Origin of the sequence: Nonomuraea sp. PA05, assembly GCF_008086045.1 — a bacterium.
GTDB classification, from domain to species: Bacteria; Actinomycetota; Actinomycetes; order Streptosporangiales; family Streptosporangiaceae; genus Nonomuraea; species Nonomuraea monospora.
Window position 1 is genome coordinate 54,119 of sequence record NZ_VSEY01000047.1, and the last position, 16,692, is coordinate 70,810.

Here is a 16,692-nt window from a genome sequence, read left to right on the forward strand (position 1 = left end):
TGCTCTCCCCCTGCTCGTACGTCCCGAGCAGCGCCTCGTTCGAAAGACCTGGGACGGTCAGTCCTTGTGGGCCAGCCACAGGTCGCGGTCGTCGTCGTCCCGGCCGTTGATGGTCACGGTGTCGGCGACGGGCGGGTAGCCGGTGGCGATGAGGGTGTACTGGCCGCCGGTCAGGTCGGCGAAGGCGTACGCGCCGTCGTCGGCCGTGGTCGTGGTGCCGACCACGTTCCCCGCCGCGTCCAGCAGCGTGACCCGGGCGTCGGCCAGCGGGACCCCGTCGCGGACCCGTACGGTGCCGCGGATCCGGGTGCCCGGCCGCAGCTCGACGTCCTGCCTGGTCTGGCCGGTGCCGTGGGTCTCGACGAAGACGGCCGTCGGGCGGTAGGTGTCGGCGCTGACAGCGAGGGTGTAGTGGCCCGCGGTCATCCCGGAGAAGGAGTAGGCGCCGTCCGGGTCGGTGGTGCTCGTGGACAGCACCTCGCCGCGGACGTCGGTGAGGACGAGGACCGCGCCGGGCACCGGCTTGCCCTCCAGGTCGCGTACGGTGCCGATGAGCTTGCTGGATCCGGCGAGGATGAGGTTGAAGTCGAGCGGCTGTTCGCCCACGACGAGGGTGGCCACCTGGGGGTCGCGGTGGGCGGCGGAGGCGATCAGGACGTAGGTGCCGGTGCCGGGCGTCCAGATGCTGTAGCCGCCGTCGGCCAGGCTCATGGCCCTGCCGAGCTGGTGGCCGCGCAGGTCGATCAGGGTCAGCGTGGCGTGGCCGACCGGCTGGCCGTCGTCGCCGCTGACGAAGCCGCGGATCTCGACCGCGCCTTCCGCCGGGCGGGCCGCGTCGGGGATGGCGTACGCGAGCTGGGGCTCGTCCTCTGTGAAGGCCGGAGCAACCGGGGCCGGCTGAGTGACCGGGGCTGGAGCGTGGTGGGAGACCGCGGGGACAGCGGACGGGTTGCGGCGCGGCAGGAAGGCGGCGAGCAGGAAGGACAGCAGGGCGGCGCCGGCTCCGATGGCCAGCACGACGCGGAACCCGTCCTCGGACGGCAGCTCGACCGGCCCGAACCGGGTGGTCAGCTCGGCCAGGATGACCCCGGCGACGGCGCTGGACACGGAGGTGCCGATCGCCCGCATCAGGGTGTTGAGGCTGTTGGCGGCGGCCGTCTCGGACACCGGCACCGCGCCCATGACGAGGGCGGGCATGGAGGCGTACGCGAAGCCGATGCCGGCCCCGATCACGCAGGAGACCAGGACGAGCTGCCAGACCTCGGACATCAGCACGATGTTGAGGCCGTAACCGGCGGCCACGATGATCGCGCCGAGCATCAGCGTCACCTTCGGCCCGTAGGCGGCGGACAGGCGGGCCGCGACCGGCGCCAGCAGCAGCATGACCACGCCGGACGGCGCCATGACCAGGCCCGCGGCCAGCACCGACTGGCCGAGCCCGTACCCGGTGGCCTCGGGCAGCTGGAGAAGCTGCGGCAGCACCAGCGACATCGCGAACATCGCGAAGCCGAGCATGATGGAGGCGAGGTTGGTGAACAGCACCTGGCGCCGGGCGGTGGTGCGCAGGTCCACCATCGGCTCGCGGGTGCGCAGCTCCCACCAGCCCCACAGCAGCAGCACCACGACCGCCACGGCGAACAGGCTGATGGTGAGCGCGTCGCCCCAGCCCCAGTCGGCGCCCTTGGAGATGGCCAGGAGCAGGCACACCAGCGCGCCGGACAGCCCGATGGCGCCGACGAAGTCGAAGCGTCCGCCGCTGCGTACCGCGGATTCCGGCACCAGCGTCAGCACCAGGACGAACGCGACGGCCCCGAGCGCCGCCGCGGTCCAGAACAGGACGTGCCAGTCGAAGTTCTCGGCGATGAGGGCGGCGGCGGGCAGGCCGAGCGCGCCGCCCACGCCGAGGGAGGCGCTCATGGAGGCGATGGCGGAGCCGAGGCGTTCGGCGGGCAGCTCGTCGCGCATGATGCTGATGCCGAGCGGGATGACGCCCGAGGCCAGGCCCTGCAGCGCCCGTCCGACGATCATGGGGGTCAGTGAGTCGCTGAGGCCGCACAGGACGGATCCGGCGATCAGCAGGAACAGGCTGACCAGCAGCATGCGCCGCTTGCCGTACATGTCGCCCAGCCGCCCCATCACGGGTGTCGCGGCGGCGCTGGCGAGCAGCGTGGCGGTGATCGCCCAGGCGGCGTCGGCGGCCGAGGCGTTCAGCAGCTTGGGCAGCTCGGGCACCAGCGGGATCACCAGGGTCTGCATCAGCGACACCGCGATCCCGCTGAAGGCGAGCACCACCACGAAGGTGCTCGCCCTCGGCGGGCTCGCCGCGTGCGCGGCGCGGCCGGGGTTGTCAGTCATTCGGGAAAGCCTCCGTTGCGGCGGGGGAAGTCAACGTCCAAGGATTAAATCAATCACTTGAGTTAACATTAGCAGCGGCGATCTGGTCACCAACCGCAGGATGGAGGTTTGGCGAACTTCACGGAGCGGCGAGATCATGGTGAACGGACGTGGACGCAGGGCGACCCAGCACATTTCAGGTGAGATGGTGATGATGACCGGCAGGACCGCGCGTGCCGAACGCGTCGAAGTGACCCGAGACCACATCCTGACGGCGGCGGAGCGGCTCTTCGCCGAGCACGGCGTCTTCTCCGTGTCCAACCGGCAGATCAGCGAGGCCGCCGGGCAGGGCAACACCGCCGCGGTCGGCTACCACTTCGGCACCAAGACCCACCTGGTCCAGGCCATCGTGCGCAAGCACAGCAAGTCGATCGAACGGCACCGCACCGAGATGCTGGCCGCCGTCGAAGGCTCCGACGACGTCCGCGACTGGGTGTCCTGCATGGTGCGGCCCGTCACCGAGCACCTCGCCCGGCTCGGCTCCCCCACCTGGTACGCCCGCTTCCTCGCGCAGGTGGGCACCGACCCCGCGCTCAACGCGATCGCCGCCGAGGAGAACCGCGCCTCACCGTCGCTGCAACGCAACATCGAGGGCTTCAACCGCTGCCTGCCCGCGCTGCCGCCCGCCGTGCGCACCGAGCGGGGCGAGATGATGCGCCAGCTCGTCCTGCACGCCTGCGCCGTCCGTGAACGGGCACTCGCGGAGGGCGCCCCCACGCCGCGTGAGAGCTGGCAGGGCACCGCGACCGGGCTGATCGACGCCCTGGTCGGGCTGTGGCTCGCACCCGTCACGAGCGTCGGGACGACCGGCCGCCCCGAGCTCGGTGAGCCCGGGGCGGCCGGCCAGCGGGTGTCCTGACGGCGTCAGTTGCCCACCCCGAGGTCGGCCATGAACACGGCCGGGTAGCGGTCACCGCGCGCCGCCCCCGACGGCACCGCCTTCTCGATCTCGGCCAGGTCGTCCGCCGTGATGACCAGGTCGAGCGCGGGCAGCGCCTCAGCCAGCCGCTCGCGGGTGCGGGCGCCGACCAGCGGCACGATGTGCTCGCCCTGCGCGGCCACCCAGGCGATGGCGAGCTGGGCGACGGTGCAGCCCTTCGCCTCCGCGACCCGGCGCAGCGCGTCCACCAGGGCGAGGTTGTGCTCCACGTTGCCGCTGGAGAAGCGGGGGCTGAGGCCGCGCATGTCGCCGGGGCCCGCGGTGCGGCCGGCGGTCCAGTGACCGGAGATCAGGCCGCGGCCGAGGATGCCGTAGGCGGTCAGGCCGATGCCGAGCTCCTGGAGGGTGGGCAGGACGTCCGCCTCCACCGCCCGCGAGAGCAGCGAGTACTCGATCTGCAGGTCGGCGATGGGGTGCACGGCGTGCGCCCGGCGGATCGTCTCCGCGTCGACCTCCGAGAGCCCGATGTGCCGGACGTGCCCGGCCTCCACCATCTCCTTGATCGCGCCCACCGTCTCCTCGATCGGCACCGACCGGTCCAGCCGGGCGGGCCGGTAGACGTCGATGTGGTCGGTGCCCAGCCTGGTCAGCGAGTAGGCCAGGAAGTTCTTCACCGCTTCCGGACGGCCGTCCTGCCCGCCGAACTCGTGGCCGGGCCCCCGCATCTGGCCGAACTTGACGCTCAGCCGATAGCTGTCGCGGTCCCGGCCGCGCAGCGCCTCGGCCAGCAGCAGCTCGTTGTGGCCCATGGCGTAGAAGTCGCCGGTGTCGATCAGCGTGACGCCGGCGTCCAGGGCCGCGTGCACGGTGGCGATGCTCTCCGCGCGGTCGCTCTCGCCGTACCCGCCCGACATGCCCATCGCGCCCAGGCCCAGCGCGGAGACGGCCGGTCCTGTGCGGCCCAGGGTTCGTGTCTGCATGATGCTCTCCCTATCCGACTATCCGAGGTCGTTTCTCACTCTGGGCCGCGTGCCGGAGGGGACGTAAGCGGAGCGTTCATCATGGGAGAGCCGCTCCCTGGCTCGGCTCGCCGGCCGCGCGGCACTATGAACTCATGGAACGTGAGCAGCTCGCCGACTTCCTGCGCCGCCGCCGCGAGGCGATCCGCCCGGCGGAGGTGGGCCTGACCGGCAGCCCGCGCCGCCGCACCAGCGGCCTGCGCAGGGAGGAGGTGGCGATGCTCGCCGGCATGTCGGTCGACTACGTCGTACGGCTGGAGCAGGGCCGCAGCAGTCAGCCGTCCACGCAGTTGCTCGGCGCGCTGGCGCGGGCGCTGCGCCTGTCCGACGACGAGCGCGACCACCTCTTCCACCTGGCCGGTCACCGCCCGCCGCCCGCCGACGGGGTGGCCCGGCTGGCCCGCGCCGGCCTGATCCGCATGCTCGACCTGCTCGGCGACACGCCGGCCGTGGTGCTGTCCGACCTGGGCGAGGTGCTGGCCCAGAACCGGACGGCGCTGCTGCTGACGGGCGACCCGGCCCAGTTCACCGGCGAGCGGCGCTACATCGCCTACCGGTGGTTCACCGACCCCGCCGCCCGCGCCTTCCACCCGCCGGAGGAGCAGGAGCATCAGGCCCGCCAGATCGTCGCAGACCTGCGGGCGGTCGCCGGCCGCCGGGCCGGTGACCCGACCGTCGCCGGGCTCGTCGAGCGGCTGCTGGCCGAGAGCGCCGACTTCCGGCGGCTGTGGGCGGAGCACGAGGTGGCGGTGCGGCGCGCCAACCGCAAGACGCTGCTGCATCCGCGGGTGGGGCGGCTGGTGATGGACTGCGAGACCCTGTTCACGCCCGATCAGGGGCAGCAACTGCTGGTGTTCACGCCGGCGGACGACGAGACGCGGGAGCGGCTGGAGCTGCTGCGGGTGCTGGGCATCGAGGAGTTCCCCACCGGAGACGCACAAGGGAGCGGCGGCCAGGTGATCGCCACGGGGAGCCGGGAGGAGCCCCGCGAGCGCGAGTGACGAGGCGCGAAAACAGAAGGAGCCCCGCGAGCACGAATGACCCCTTTGTTCCGCCTTTACGCCCTGCGGAGCGTCCCCGATTCGAGCGCCGGGTAGGCCCCTGGCCATACGGGTCGTGCCGGGGCAAAGGGGGAATCGGCTGCGATGTCGCTGGCTGTCCGAGGCGTCTTCTGGACGGGAGCCTACGTGGCCGTGTCCGTGGCCCCGCTGGTGTTCGCGCTGCTCGGCGACAGCCCGCCCGGTCGCGGGTTCCTCGTGGACTTCTCGGTGGCCCTGGGCTTCGTCGGGTTGTCGATGATGGGGCTGCAGTTCGCGCTGGTGGCCCGGTTCCAGGCGGCCAATGCGCCGTTCGGCGAGGACGCGGTGGTGCAGTTCCACCGGCAGATCAGCTTCGTCGCGACCCTGTTCATCCTGGCCCATCCGGTGCTGCTGCTGGTGCGGGACCTCGACCTGATCGCGCTGTTCAACCCGGTGACGGCGCCCTGGCGGGCCCGCTTCGCGGTCGTCTCGACGCTCTGCCTGCTGGCCGTCATGGCCACCTCCATGTGGCGGCGGCGCTTCCGCCTGCGGTACGAGGTGTGGCAGGGCCTGCACGCGGGGCTGTCCGTCGTGGCCGTGCTGTTCGCCCTCGTGCACGTCGAACTGGTCGGCTACTACGTGGACACGCTGTGGAAGCAGGTGCTGTGGGTGGTGATGACGGCCGCCTTCCTCAGCCTGATCGGCTGGGTGCGCCTGGTCCGCCCGCTGCGCAGGCTCCGGCAGCCGTGGAACGTTCCCCGTTCGCCCTCACCCAGCATCCCTTCTCGTTCTCCTCCAGCGCGGAGTCCGACGGCGGGGTGCAGCTCAGCATCAAGGCGCTCGGCGACTTCACCCGTGGCGTGGCGGGCCTGCGCCCCGGCACCCGGGCCTACCTGGACGGCCCGCACGGCGTCTTCACCCCTGACAGGAACGAGGGGCCCGGCTTCGTCCTGATCGCGGGCGGGGTCGGCATCGGGCCGCTGATGAGCATGCTGCGTACCTTCGCCGACCGCGACGACCGGCGGCCCTGCCTGCTGATCTACGCCAGCCGCACGCTCGACGACGCCACGTTCCTGGAGGAGATCGGGCAGCTTCGCGGGCGGCTCGACCTCACCACGGTGCTCGTTCCCGAGGTCCCTCCGGAGGGCTGGACGGAGGAGAGCGGCCGGATCGACCAGGCCCTGATCCGCAGGCACCTGCCGCCGCGCTTCGAGCGGATGCAGTACTTCGTCTGCGGGCCGCCGCCCATGCTCGACGCCGTGGAGGCCACCCTCGCCGAGCTGGGCGTGCCGGCGGCGCGCGTCCACACCGAGCGATTCGTCTTCGTCTGACGGAACTGATCGGAGGTAGGCCGATGCGCCACATCTACACCACGCGGGCTGTCGTCCTCATCGGCATCCTGCTCGCCGTCGCCTCAGCGGCGTTCGCTGTCGCGAAGAACGCCTGACCGCCGTAGGAGGAACCCGGCATGCTCGATCCCGATCCACCGTTCCGCCCGGTCCGCAGGCACGACGGCTACCTGCCGCTGGAGGATCACGGGCTGATCGGTGACGGCGCCACCGCGGCCCTGGTGGGCCTCGACGGCTCGATCCCATGGCTGTGCCTGCCGCGCTTCGACAGCGATCCGCTGCTGTGCGGGCTGCTGGACCACGCGCGGGGCGGGCACTTCACGCTGACGATCGAGGATCTGGCCGAGGCGCGCCACTACTACGAGCCCGACACGGCGGTGCTGGTCACCGAGCTGCGCGGCCCGACCGGCGTGGTCAGGATCACCGACGCGCTGGCCCTGCGGGCCGGCGCCGACCTCAGCGACGACGCGGGCGCGAGCCGGGGCGAGCTGGTGCGGTGCGCGGTGGTGCTGGACGGGACGGTCCGTCTGCGCGCGGAGCTGTCGCCGCGTGGTGGCGGGCATGGCCAGGTCAGGGCCAGCGGTCTGGAGGTGCGGGCGTCCCGGCGGCCGGACCTGCGGCTGCATCTGCGGGCCGGCCGTCCGCTGGACGGACTGGAGACCGTGCACGAGCTGCGGCAGGGTGACCGGCTCGACCTGGTGCTGTCCTGGGGACGCATCCACCGCCACCACCGGTTCGACCCCGAGGCGATGCTGCGGGACACCGCCGAGGCGTGGCGCCGCTGGATGCGGCACTGCGGGTACGACGGCCCCCAGGAGCCGCTGGTCCGGCGCTCCGCGATCACGTTGAAGCTGTGCGACGACTGGGTCAACGGCTCGCTGGTCGCCGCCCCCACCTCGTCCCTGCCCGCGCCGATCGGCGGCGTCCGCAACTGGGACTACCGCTACGCGTGGATCAGGGACGCGGCCTACGCCGTGTTCGCGCTGCGCCGCATCGGCTTCGACGGCGAGGCCGACGCCTTCCTCGGCTGGGTGCTCGACGCGTTCGAGAACAGCCGCGTGCCCCGCATCATGTACACGCTGCACGGCGAGGCCGTACCCGATGAGGTGCGGGACGCCGAGTTGGCGGGCTACCGGGGCTCGGCGCCGGTGCGTTGGGGCAACGGCGCGGCCGACCAGCGCCAGCACGACGTCTACGGCGAGGTGCTGGACTGCGCCGCGCAGTGGCTGCGCTCGGGCCGCGAGATCCAGCCACCGCTGTGGGCGGGCCTCGCGGAGCTGGCGGACAGCGCCGCCACCGCGTGGCGGGAGCCCGACCAGGGCATCTGGGAGGTGCGCAGCGAGGGCAGGGTCTTCACCTACTCGACCGCGATGTGCCAGGTGGCACTGGAGCGGGCCGCCACGATGGGCGAGCGGCTCGGCCTGCCGGGGCCGGTCGAGCGGTGGCGCGCCACCGCCGACGAGCTGCGCCGGCTCATCCTGGAGCAGTCCTGGAACGAGGACGCCCAGTGCCTGAGCGAGCACCTGGACGGTGACGGCGACCTGGACGCCAGCCTGCTCCAGCTGCCGCTGCGGCAGGTCGTCCCCGCCGGCCATCCGCGGATGGTGGCCACCACGAAGGCCGTCGCCGAGCGGCTGTCCGCCGGGGACGGGCTGCTCTACCGCTACCTGCACGACCGCTCCCCGGACGGGCTGCCCGGCGACGAGGGGGCGTTCCTGCTGTGCAGCTTCTGGCTGGTCGACAACCTCGCCTTGCAGGGCCGGGTGGAGCAGGCGGAGGAGCTGTACGAGTCGTTGTGCTCCCGGGCCGGCACGCTCGGGCTGCTCCCCGAGCAGATCGATCCGGCGACGGGGGCGTTCATGGGCAACTTCCCGCAGGCGTTCAGCCACATCGGGGTGATCGCCAGCGGCGTCACCCTGGCGCGGGCCGGGCGCGGAGGCGGCTGATGTCGGGTACGGAACCGCGCAGCCAGGCGTGGGTGTTCGGGCTGCTGTCGTTCGGCGCCATCGCCCCAGCTCATCGCCGGACGCGCGCAGGCGTTCGGCGTGACGCACCACACCTTGGACCGGGCGGCGCTGCGCAGGATGAAGCCGACGGCCGTCCTGGTCAACACCGCCCGCGGGCCGATCGTCGAGGACGCGGCGCTGCACGAGGCGCTCACGGAGGGGTGGATCGCCGGCGCGGCGCTGGACGACCTGGAGGAGGAGCCCGCCAAGCAGCGCGACTGGCGGCCCGGCAACCCGCTCTTCGCGTTGCCGAACGTGATCGTCACCCCGCACGCCGCCTACCACTCCGAGCAGGCCGTCGAGACGGTGCGGCGGGTCGCCGCCGAGGAGGCCGTGCGGGTGCTGACCGGGCAGGGCGCCCGGTACCCGGTCAACGAGGTGGGCAAGCCCGGCTGAACGCGCCGTCGGGCATGTCATACTTACGCACCGAATGAGCGGTCTCGCTGGCAGGAGGTGTCTGTGGAGCTGCGCGACATCGAGATCTTCCTGACCCTCGCCGAGGAGCTGCACTTCGGCCGCGCCGCCGAGCGGCTGCACGTCTCCGTGGCGGCCGTCAGCAAGGCGCTCAAGAAGCAGGAACGGGCCGTCGGCGTCGAGCTGTTCGCCCGCGACAGCCGCAACGTCCGCCTCACCCCGGTGGGCGAGCAGCTCCGCGACGACCTGCGCCAGGTGCACCACGGGCTGACGCAGAGCCTGGAACGGGCCCGGCTGGCGGCCCGGGGCAAGAGCGGCACCCTGCGGGTCAGCCTGTTCCCCGTCAACGTCCAGGAGCAGCGCCGCTACTGGGAGACCTTCCGTTCCCTGTACCCGCAGTGGGAGCTGCGGCTGCGGGTGTCGGCTTTTCCCGACCCGTTCGCCCAGTTGCGCAGCGGGGAGGTGGACGTGCTGGTCACCTGGCCACCCGTGGACGAGCCCGATCTGACCGTGGGCCCCCTGCTCTTCGCCGAGCCGAGAGTGCTGGCGGTGGCCGCGGACAACGCGCTCGCCAAGTGGTCCACGGCCTCCCTGGAGGCGGTCGGCGACTTCCAGCACATCGACGTCGAGGGAGTGCCCGACGAATGGATGGACCGCTACGTTCCGAGACTGACGCCGAAGGGCCGGTCGATCGAGCGCACCCTTACCGTGCAGAGCGCAGAGGACATTCTCATGCACACGGCCATGGGTGAGACGGTCTCCCTCTTCCCGGCCCACATGACCCGCTACTATCCGCGCCCCGGCATCGTGTACCTGCCGGTCACGGACATGGAGCCGCTGCCGTACGGGCTGGTGTGGCGTACCGAGGCGGAGAACGACATGATCCGCGCCCTCGCCCGCGTGGTGCGCGACCTGGGACCGTCAACCACGGGTTGACGACCGTTGCGATAGTCGCCGTTGATCCACGGCCACGCCCGCCACGATGCTTGACCCGTCAGACAAACACGCCTTCTGCGAGGTAGATGGGTTCATGTCTTTTTCTGGTGTCGCGGTGTGAACATCGTCTCCTCCGCGATCTCCCTGACCGTCGCCGACCCGGCCGCCTCCAGCGGGTTCTTCATCAGCCACCTCGGCTTCCGCGAGATCCTGGCCGGCGAGGACTTCACCGTGCTGGGCCGTGACGACGGGGCCGTCGATCTGATCCTGGTCCGGCTCGACCCCGAGCGGTGGCAGCCGGGGCAGGGCCTGGCGGACGCGACCGTCGTCTTCTCGATCACCGGCCTGGCCGCCGAGTACGAGCGGCTGCGCGCCGAGGGCGCCCCCATCACCGTCCCGCTGCGGCGGGAGCCGTGGGGCGAGCTGGTGACGCGGCTCGCCGACCCCAACGGGGTGACGGTCCAGCTCAACGAGTGGATCTCCCCCATCACGAACTGACACGGCGACCGCCGGCCGGCGCACGCCGTGTCAGGAGCACGACGGCCCGGTATCAGCGCGACCCGTTGCAATAGACATCACCAACAAGGTTCTAAGGAGCACCCAGCCATGTCCGTCACCCTTTCCGAGCAGGACCAGCACACCCTGCGGACCGCCGCCTGGGGCGCGGTGTCGCTGATGACCGCCGCCGGTGCGGCCGGCTCGCCGCACAAGGCCGCCACCGAGGGCTCCATCGCCCTGACCTCCGCGACCGGCCTGGTCGGGCATGTGCTGGCCAAGGCGCCCAAGGGGCTGGCCGCCAAGTCCACCGCCGCACTCGCCGACGAGGTGCTGCCCGCGCTGACCGCCTCCGTGAAGCTGCTCAAGGAGCAGGCGCCGGCCGAGGCCGACAACTTCCGCCGCACCGTCCTGGTCGCCGTCGAGGCCGCCACCCGGCCCCAGCAGGGCGCGCCCGGCCCGGCCATGGCGGAGATGGCCCGCAAGATCACCGAGGCTCTCGACGCCGCCGCCGCGGAGCAGGACCGCCCCGGGCTGCGCAAGATCATGCAGGAGATGGTCGACGCCGGCTTCGTCGGCGTGGCGCTGCGCGTGCGCGACGAGCAGGGCGAGTGGGCCGGCAGCGCCGGTCTCGCCGAGCTGGGCGGCACCGAGCAGGCGCCGGTGGACGGGCACGTCCGGATCGGCAGCAACACCAAGACCTTCACCGCGACCGCGGTGCTGCGGCTGGTGGCCGAGGGCAGGATCGCGCTGGACGCCCCGGTGGCCGGCTACCTGCCCGAGTTCGGCCTGGACGAGCGGATCACCGTGCGGATGCTGCTCCAGCACACCAGCGGCATCTTCAACTTCACCGGCGAGTACTACGAGGACGGCACCTTCGCCCCCGGCATCCCCGCCACCCAGGCAGGCAAGGAATGGGTGGACAACCGCTTCCACACCTACCAGCCCGAAGACCTGGTCCGGCTGGCCCTGTCCAAGCCCGCCCGCTTCGAGCCCGGCACCGACTGGAGCTACGCCAACACCAACTACGTCCTGGCCCGGCTCCTCATCGAGAAGGTCACCGGCCGCACCATCGCCCAGGAGATGCAGCGGCTGATCATCGGCCCGCTCGGCCTGACCGGCACCGTCCAGCTCACCACCGAGACCGACATCCCCGCCCCGCACGCCCACGCCTACTACCGTCTTGAGGAGGAGACGGTGGACGTCACCCGCCACAACCCCTCCTGGATCTCCAGCGGCGGCGACATGATCTCCACCACGCGGGACCTGCAGACGTTCATCACCGCGCTGGTGGGCGGCAAGCTGCTGCCGGCCGAGTTGCAGGCCGAGATGTTCACGCCGGAGTCGAAGGCGAGCTACGGCCTGGGAGTGTTCGTGCAGCCGGCGCCCGGCGGCGGCACCCTCATCACTCACAACGGCGGCAACGCCGGGTTCGCGGCGCTGATGTTCAGCCTGCCCGACGGGAGCAAGACCCTGACCGCGGCGCTAAACTACGTGGACGACGCCGCGATGTCCCTGGGTGCGGCGTTCCAGCAGTCCTTGCAGCAGCTCGTGCAGGAGGTGTTCGGGCAGCAGGCGGGCTGACGTGCGGCGGCCACGGCACGTGTCAGGCGGAAAATCGTTTGCCCCGGCGGGCAGGACTCCGGGAACGTGTTCGACATGATCACCACGGCCACGGTCACCGTCTTCGCCTCCCCCGAGAGCTGGATCGAGTCCGACGCCGTGGCGCAGTGCCACCAGGTGGCCGCCCTCGACGGCATGACGCACGTGGCCGGCATGCCGGACCTGCACCCCGGCAAGGGCGCCCCCATCGGCGCCGCCATGACGTCCCGCGTCCTGTACCCGTTCCTGGTCGGCTCCGACATCGGGTGCGGGATCGCCGTGTTCCCCGTCAGGCTCAAGCGGGCCGTGCCCGAGAAGCTCGCCGCCCGCTTCCCCGACCTGGACCGCGCGCTGGACCCCGAGCAGGACGCCGACGACCCGGCCTGGGCGGCGGTTGAGGGGGACATCCCGGCAGGTCACCTCGACGGCCTCGGCACGGTCGGGCGGGGCAACCACTTCGTCGAGCTGGCCCGCGTCGGGACCGTCTTCGAGCCGGGCCACGCCGACCGGCTCGGGCTCGCCGCCGGTGACCTGGTGCTCATCGTCCACAGCGGTTCGCGCGGGCTGGGCGAGCGGATCCTGCGCGCGCACACCGAGGTCCACGGCGCGGGCCCGGCGCCCGATCCCGCCGCCTACCTGGCGGCGCACGACGAGGCCGTGCGCTGGGGGTCGCTCAACCGGCGGCTGCTGGCCGCGCGGGTCGCCCACGCCCTCGGGTTCGAGCCCGCGGAGCCGATCGTCGATCAGTGCCACAACTCCGTCGAGGTGCGCGACGGGAGCTACCTGCACCGCAAGGGGGCCGCGCCGGGCGACGGCGGCGACGTGCTCATCGCCGGGACGCGCGGCACCCCCTCCTACCTCGTGGCCGGTCACGCCGGGCCGGAGGCCGGACACTCCGTGGCGCATGGGGCGGGGCGCAAGATGTCGCGCGCGGACGCCCTTCGGCGCGGGCGGGCCAAGCACACGGTCGAGGAGCTGCGCCGCACGCCGGTGGGGTCGCTGGTGGTGTGCGGCGACCGCCAGTTGCTCTTCGAGGAGGCGCCGACGGCGTACAAGCGCATCGAGCAGGTGATCGACGATCTGGTGCGGCACGAGCTGGCCACGCCGGTGGCCACGACGATCCCGCTGGTCACGTACAAGACGCCCGATCTGGGGTCGGCGCCGCAGCGCGACCGGCGCGACCAGCGCCGCAGGCGGGGGCGCGCGTGAGCGTCCACCTGCTCATGTCGGCCGGGCGCGGCCCGCTCCGCGTCGAACGGCCGACCCGGCCCGCGCGGTAGGCGGCGAACGCCCGGTCCGACCCCCTGGCCTCAACCCGCCGAGGGCCAGCGCGGCGGGCCCGGGGCGGCCTGTTCGAGATCGGCCCAGTCGTCCCGCACCGGGGCGAACACCTCCACCACGACCGCTCCCGACGGCCCCGCCTGAGCCTCGTGGGGGACGTTCGCGAGGATGCGCCACGAGCCGCCCGGCCCCAGCTCCCGCGTCTCCTCCCCCACCCGGAAGGTGAGCGTGCCATGAAGGCACAGGCCGAGCTGCTCGTTGGCGTGCCGGTGCTCGGGGACCAGGCCGCCCGGCGGGAGCTCGACGACGGCCAGCGTGAGCTGCTCGCCGTGGATGACGCGGGCCAGGACGTCCTGCCAGATCCGGGTGGGCGGGATGGCGTTCAGAGTGGTCAGCATGCCGCCAGCATGAACACCGGCGACCGTTAAGGACAATCGACAGCTTCTTAACGAAGGGTTTAGCGTTTGCGCATGCTCGACCTGGCCAGGCTCAGGGTGCTGCGCGAGGTGGCCCGCCACGGGTCGCTGACACGCGCCGCCGCCGCGCTGTCGTACACCACCTCGGCCCTGTCGCAGCAGATCTCCGTGCTGGAGCGGGAGGCCGGGGCCCGGCTGCTCGAACGGCACGCGCGGGGCGTCCGGCTGACCGAGGCGGGGCGGGCGCTGCTGGCCCACACCGAGCGGATCATGACGGAGCTGCGTGCCGCCGAGAGCACGCTGGCCGCGATCGGTTCAGGGGAGGGCGGCAGGCTGCGGTTCGGGTCGTTCACGACGGCCAACGCCACGCTCATGCCCCTGGCCGTGCGCGCCTTCCTGCGCGAGCGGCCCGGCGTCTCGGTGGAGCTGGTCGAGGCCGACCGCGACGAGGCGGTGGCCGCCGTCGCCGCGCACGAGCTGGACCTGGCGCTGGTGTACGAGTTCCCCGCCGTTCCGCTGGTGCTGCCCGCGAACGTCGAGACGCGCCCGCTGCTCGTCGACGCGCTGCACATCGCGCTGCCGACGGGTCACCGCCTGGCCGGAAGCGCCCGCGTCCGGCTCGCCGACCTGGCCGGCGAGCGGTGGATCCAGGGGGTGCGCCGGGGATCGACGCTCGACGTCCTGCCGGGGGCGTGCAGGCAGGCGGGCTTCGAGCCGGTCATCGCGTTCAGGACCGACGACCAGATGACGGTGCGCGGGCTGGTCGCCGCCGGGCTCGGGGTGGCGCTCGCGCCCTTCCTCACGCTTCCCGCGACAGCGCCCGACCTGGTCGTACGCCCGCTGGACGAGCCGTCGCTGACCAGGACCGTGCTGACCGCCACCCCGGCCCAGGAGCACCGGCTGCCCGCGGCGGCCGCGATGATCGAGCACCTGCGGTCGGTGTCCGCGCGGCTCCGATCGGCCTGAGCCATGGCGCCCACTTTCCGGCTCCGGCGGTGTCCATCCCTGTGAGAGGGACACCGGACGGAAGGAGTCACCATGCGAGGCATGCCGCCGGCGGAGGACCTGCTCGCGCTGGCGCGCGGCGGGGACGGTGAGGCGTTCCGCGAGCTGGTCGAGCCGTACCGCCGCGAGCTACAGGTGCACTGCTACCGCATGCTCGGCTCCGTGCAGGACGCCGAGGACCTGCTGCAGGAGACGTTGCTGGCGGCGTGGCGCGGCATCGGCGGCTACCAGGAACGCGCGTCGGTGCGCACCTGGCTCTACCGGATTGCCACCAACCGCTGCCTGAACGCACTGCGGGCGGACGCGCGCCGCCCCCACCCGTCCGCGGCTCACCGACCGGAGGTCGCGTTGCCCGAGCCGTCGCACCGCCGGGCCGAGCCGATCTGGCTGGAGCCCTACCCCGACGTGCTGCTCGACGAGATCGCCGACGACCTGCCAGGCCCTGAAGCCCGGTACGAGGCCAGGGAGTCGGTGTCGCTGGCGTTCCTGGCGGCGTTGCAGCAGTTGCCGCCGCGCCAGCGGGCCGTCCTGGTGTTGCGGGACGTGCTGGGGTTCAGGGCGGCCGAGGTGGCGGACATGCTGGGCGCCACCGAGAGCGCGGTGACCAGCGCGCTGAAACGGGCCCGCGGCGCGCTGACGACCGAGCTGCCGGAGCGTGGCCGGGAGGACGCCCCGCTGCCGGGCTCGCCGCGGGAGCGGCGGCTGGTGGAGGGGTTCGCCCGCGCGTTCGAGGCCGGGGACGTCGAAGCCGTCGTGGCCATGCTGACGAGCGACGTGAAGCTGACCATGCCGCCGCTGCCGCTGGAATATCAGGGGCTGGCGGACGTCCGGCACTTCCTGGCCACGGTCGCGCTGGACGGTTGCCGGGGGCACGTGCTCATCGCGACGCGGGCCAACGGGCAACCGGCTTTCGGCTGTTACCTGCGTGACCGGCGGACGCCGATCCTGCACGCGCACGGAGTTCTCGTACTGACGCTGACCGGCGACCGGATCTCCGCGCTGACCCGGTTCGTGGACAACTCGCTGCTGACCGCGTTCGGGCTGCCGCGTTCGCTGCGCGCCTGAATCGACCTTGGAGGAATCTCATGAGTGACCTGAACTCCGCGGAAAGGCTGCGCCGGCTGCACGTCGCGGGCGACCCGCTGGTGCTGCCCAACGCCTGGGACGCGGCTTCGGCCCGGATGGTCGAGGCGGCCGGGTTCCCCGCCGTGGCCACCAGCAGCGCCGCCGTGTCCGCGGTGCTCGGCTACGACGACGGTGAGGCCGCGCCCGTCGAGGAGATGCTGGCCGCGGCCTCACGGATCGTGCGCGCGGTCAACGTACCGGTGACGGTCGACTTCGAGCGCGGCTACGGCCTCGCACCGGCCGAGCTGGCCGAACGGTTCGCGGCGACCGGGGCCGCCGGGTTGAACCTGGAGGACTCGCACCCGCCGACCGGCGTCATGCTGGACGCCGGCGAGCAGGCGGACTTCCTGGCCGCGGTCCGCGCCTCGGCCCTGTCACTGGGCGTGGACCTGGTCATCAACGCGCGCACGGACGCGTTCCTGCGCCAGGCCGGGTCGCCGGAGGAGCGGCTCGCCACCTCGCTCGACCGTGGCGCGCGCTATCTCCAGGCCGGTGCGGACTGTGTCTATCCCATCGGCGCGAGCGAACCCGATGCGCTCAGGGAACTGGCCAAGGGCATTCCCGGGCCGGTCAACGTGGCCTTCGGTAACGGGCGGTCGTCGATGGCGGAGCTCGCCGCGTTCGACGTCGCGCGGGTGAGCTTCGGGCCGGCGTTGCAGCGGCGCCTGTACGACACCTTCGAGTCCGTTCTGCTGCCCGCCGTGGTTTCCCCCGTCAACCCTTGACGCACGTATGCCTGGCGGTCGCGCGG

Annotated in this window: 16 protein-coding genes and 1 pseudogene; 13 read left to right on the forward strand and 4 right to left on the reverse strand. The window is 72.4% G+C overall.

What is annotated here, in order from left to right; genetic code table 11:
* Nucleotides 1-57: 57 nt before the first annotated feature.
* Both FXF51_RS63220 and FXF51_RS63225 read right to left on the reverse strand, forming a co-directional pair.
* Nucleotides 58-711, reverse strand: coding sequence for a collagen binding domain-containing protein (locus tag FXF51_RS63220; RefSeq protein ID WP_262380397.1), 654 nt, complete (start codon nt 709-711; stop codon nt 58-60).
* Between the two features lie 177 nt (nt 712-888).
* Nucleotides 889-2,355: pseudogene (locus FXF51_RS63225) on the reverse strand (MFS transporter); the annotation flags it as partial.
* A 184-nt stretch (nt 2,356-2,539) separates the two neighbouring features.
* Here FXF51_RS63225 and FXF51_RS49430 point away from each other — a divergent pair.
* A complete protein-coding gene (locus FXF51_RS49430) occupies nt 2,540-3,253 on the forward strand; it encodes a TetR/AcrR family transcriptional regulator (RefSeq protein WP_148441823.1) in 714 nt (237 codons plus the stop codon).
* Nucleotides 3,254-3,258: 5 nt separating this feature from the next.
* On the opposite strand, the gene FXF51_RS49435 is transcribed toward FXF51_RS49430, so the two are convergent.
* Nucleotides 3,259-4,254 (reverse strand): aldo/keto reductase, encoded by a 996-nt coding sequence (locus tag FXF51_RS49435; protein WP_148441779.1) that lies wholly within the window; start codon nt 4,252-4,254, stop codon nt 3,259-3,261.
* A gap of 134 nt (nt 4,255-4,388) precedes the next feature.
* Here FXF51_RS49435 and FXF51_RS49440 point away from each other — a divergent pair, with 134 nt between their 5' ends.
* From FXF51_RS49440 to FXF51_RS49480, 9 genes are all read left to right on the forward strand, one after another.
* Nucleotides 4,389-5,294, forward strand: coding sequence for a helix-turn-helix transcriptional regulator (locus tag FXF51_RS49440; RefSeq protein ID WP_148441780.1), 906 nt, complete (start codon nt 4,389-4,391; stop codon nt 5,292-5,294).
* Between the two features lie 144 nt (nt 5,295-5,438).
* Entirely contained in the window at nt 5,439-6,266 is an 828-nt protein-coding gene (locus FXF51_RS49445; protein WP_148441781.1) for a ferric reductase-like transmembrane domain-containing protein, read from the forward strand.
* Nucleotides 6,173-6,643, forward strand: coding sequence for a hypothetical protein (locus FXF51_RS49450; protein WP_148441782.1), 471 nt, complete (start codon nt 6,173-6,175; stop codon nt 6,641-6,643). Before FXF51_RS49445 ends, FXF51_RS49450 begins: the two co-directional genes overlap by 94 nt.
* A 137-nt stretch (nt 6,644-6,780) precedes the next feature.
* On the forward strand, nt 6,781-8,607 hold the full coding sequence (locus FXF51_RS49455; protein ID WP_148441783.1) for a glycoside hydrolase family 15 protein: 1,827 nt from the start codon (nt 6,781-6,783) through the stop codon (nt 8,605-8,607).
* 99 nt (nt 8,608-8,706) lie between these two features.
* Nucleotides 8,707-9,063, forward strand: coding sequence for an NAD(P)-dependent oxidoreductase (locus tag FXF51_RS49460; RefSeq protein ID WP_262380391.1), 357 nt, complete (start codon nt 8,707-8,709; stop codon nt 9,061-9,063).
* Between the two features lie 63 nt (nt 9,064-9,126).
* Complete coding sequence (locus tag FXF51_RS49465) at nt 9,127-10,017, forward strand: LysR family transcriptional regulator (RefSeq protein ID WP_148441784.1); 891 nt, start codon at nt 9,127-9,129, stop codon at nt 10,015-10,017.
* Between the two features lie 117 nt (nt 10,018-10,134).
* Complete coding sequence (locus FXF51_RS49470; RefSeq protein WP_148441785.1) at nt 10,135-10,515, forward strand: VOC family protein; 381 nt, start codon at nt 10,135-10,137, stop codon at nt 10,513-10,515.
* Nucleotides 10,516-10,623: 108 nt separating this feature from the next.
* The gene (locus FXF51_RS49475) at nt 10,624-12,096 is read left to right on the forward strand and encodes a serine hydrolase domain-containing protein (protein WP_262380392.1); all 1,473 of its coding nucleotides are present in this window, start codon (nt 10,624-10,626) and stop codon (nt 12,094-12,096) included.
* 75 nt (nt 12,097-12,171) lie between these two features.
* Nucleotides 12,172-13,323 (forward strand): RNA ligase RtcB family protein, encoded by a 1,152-nt coding sequence (locus tag FXF51_RS49480; protein WP_148441786.1) that lies wholly within the window; start codon nt 12,172-12,174, stop codon nt 13,321-13,323.
* Nucleotides 13,324-13,424: 101 nt separating this feature from the next.
* Here the strand turns inward: FXF51_RS49480 and FXF51_RS49485 are convergent, their stop codons facing one another.
* Nucleotides 13,425-13,793 (reverse strand): cupin domain-containing protein, encoded by a 369-nt coding sequence (locus FXF51_RS49485; RefSeq protein ID WP_148441787.1) that lies wholly within the window; start codon nt 13,791-13,793, stop codon nt 13,425-13,427.
* A gap of 72 nt (nt 13,794-13,865) precedes the next feature.
* On the opposite strand from FXF51_RS49485, the gene FXF51_RS49490 reads away from it, so the two are divergent.
* The 3 genes from FXF51_RS49490 (at nt 13,866) to FXF51_RS49500 (ending at nt 16,666) form a co-directional block, all read left to right on the forward strand.
* The gene (locus FXF51_RS49490) at nt 13,866-14,777 is read left to right on the forward strand and encodes a LysR family transcriptional regulator (protein WP_148441788.1); all 912 of its coding nucleotides are present in this window, start codon (nt 13,866-13,868) and stop codon (nt 14,775-14,777) included.
* A 72-nt stretch (nt 14,778-14,849) separates the two neighbouring features.
* Nucleotides 14,850-15,881, forward strand: a complete 1,032-nt coding sequence (locus FXF51_RS49495) for a sigma-70 family RNA polymerase sigma factor (RefSeq protein ID WP_262380393.1) — start codon at nt 14,850-14,852, stop codon at nt 15,879-15,881.
* A 20-nt stretch (nt 15,882-15,901) separates the two neighbouring features.
* Complete coding sequence (locus FXF51_RS49500) at nt 15,902-16,666, forward strand: isocitrate lyase/phosphoenolpyruvate mutase family protein (protein WP_148441789.1); 765 nt, start codon at nt 15,902-15,904, stop codon at nt 16,664-16,666.
* Nucleotides 16,667-16,692: the final 26 nt, after the last annotated feature.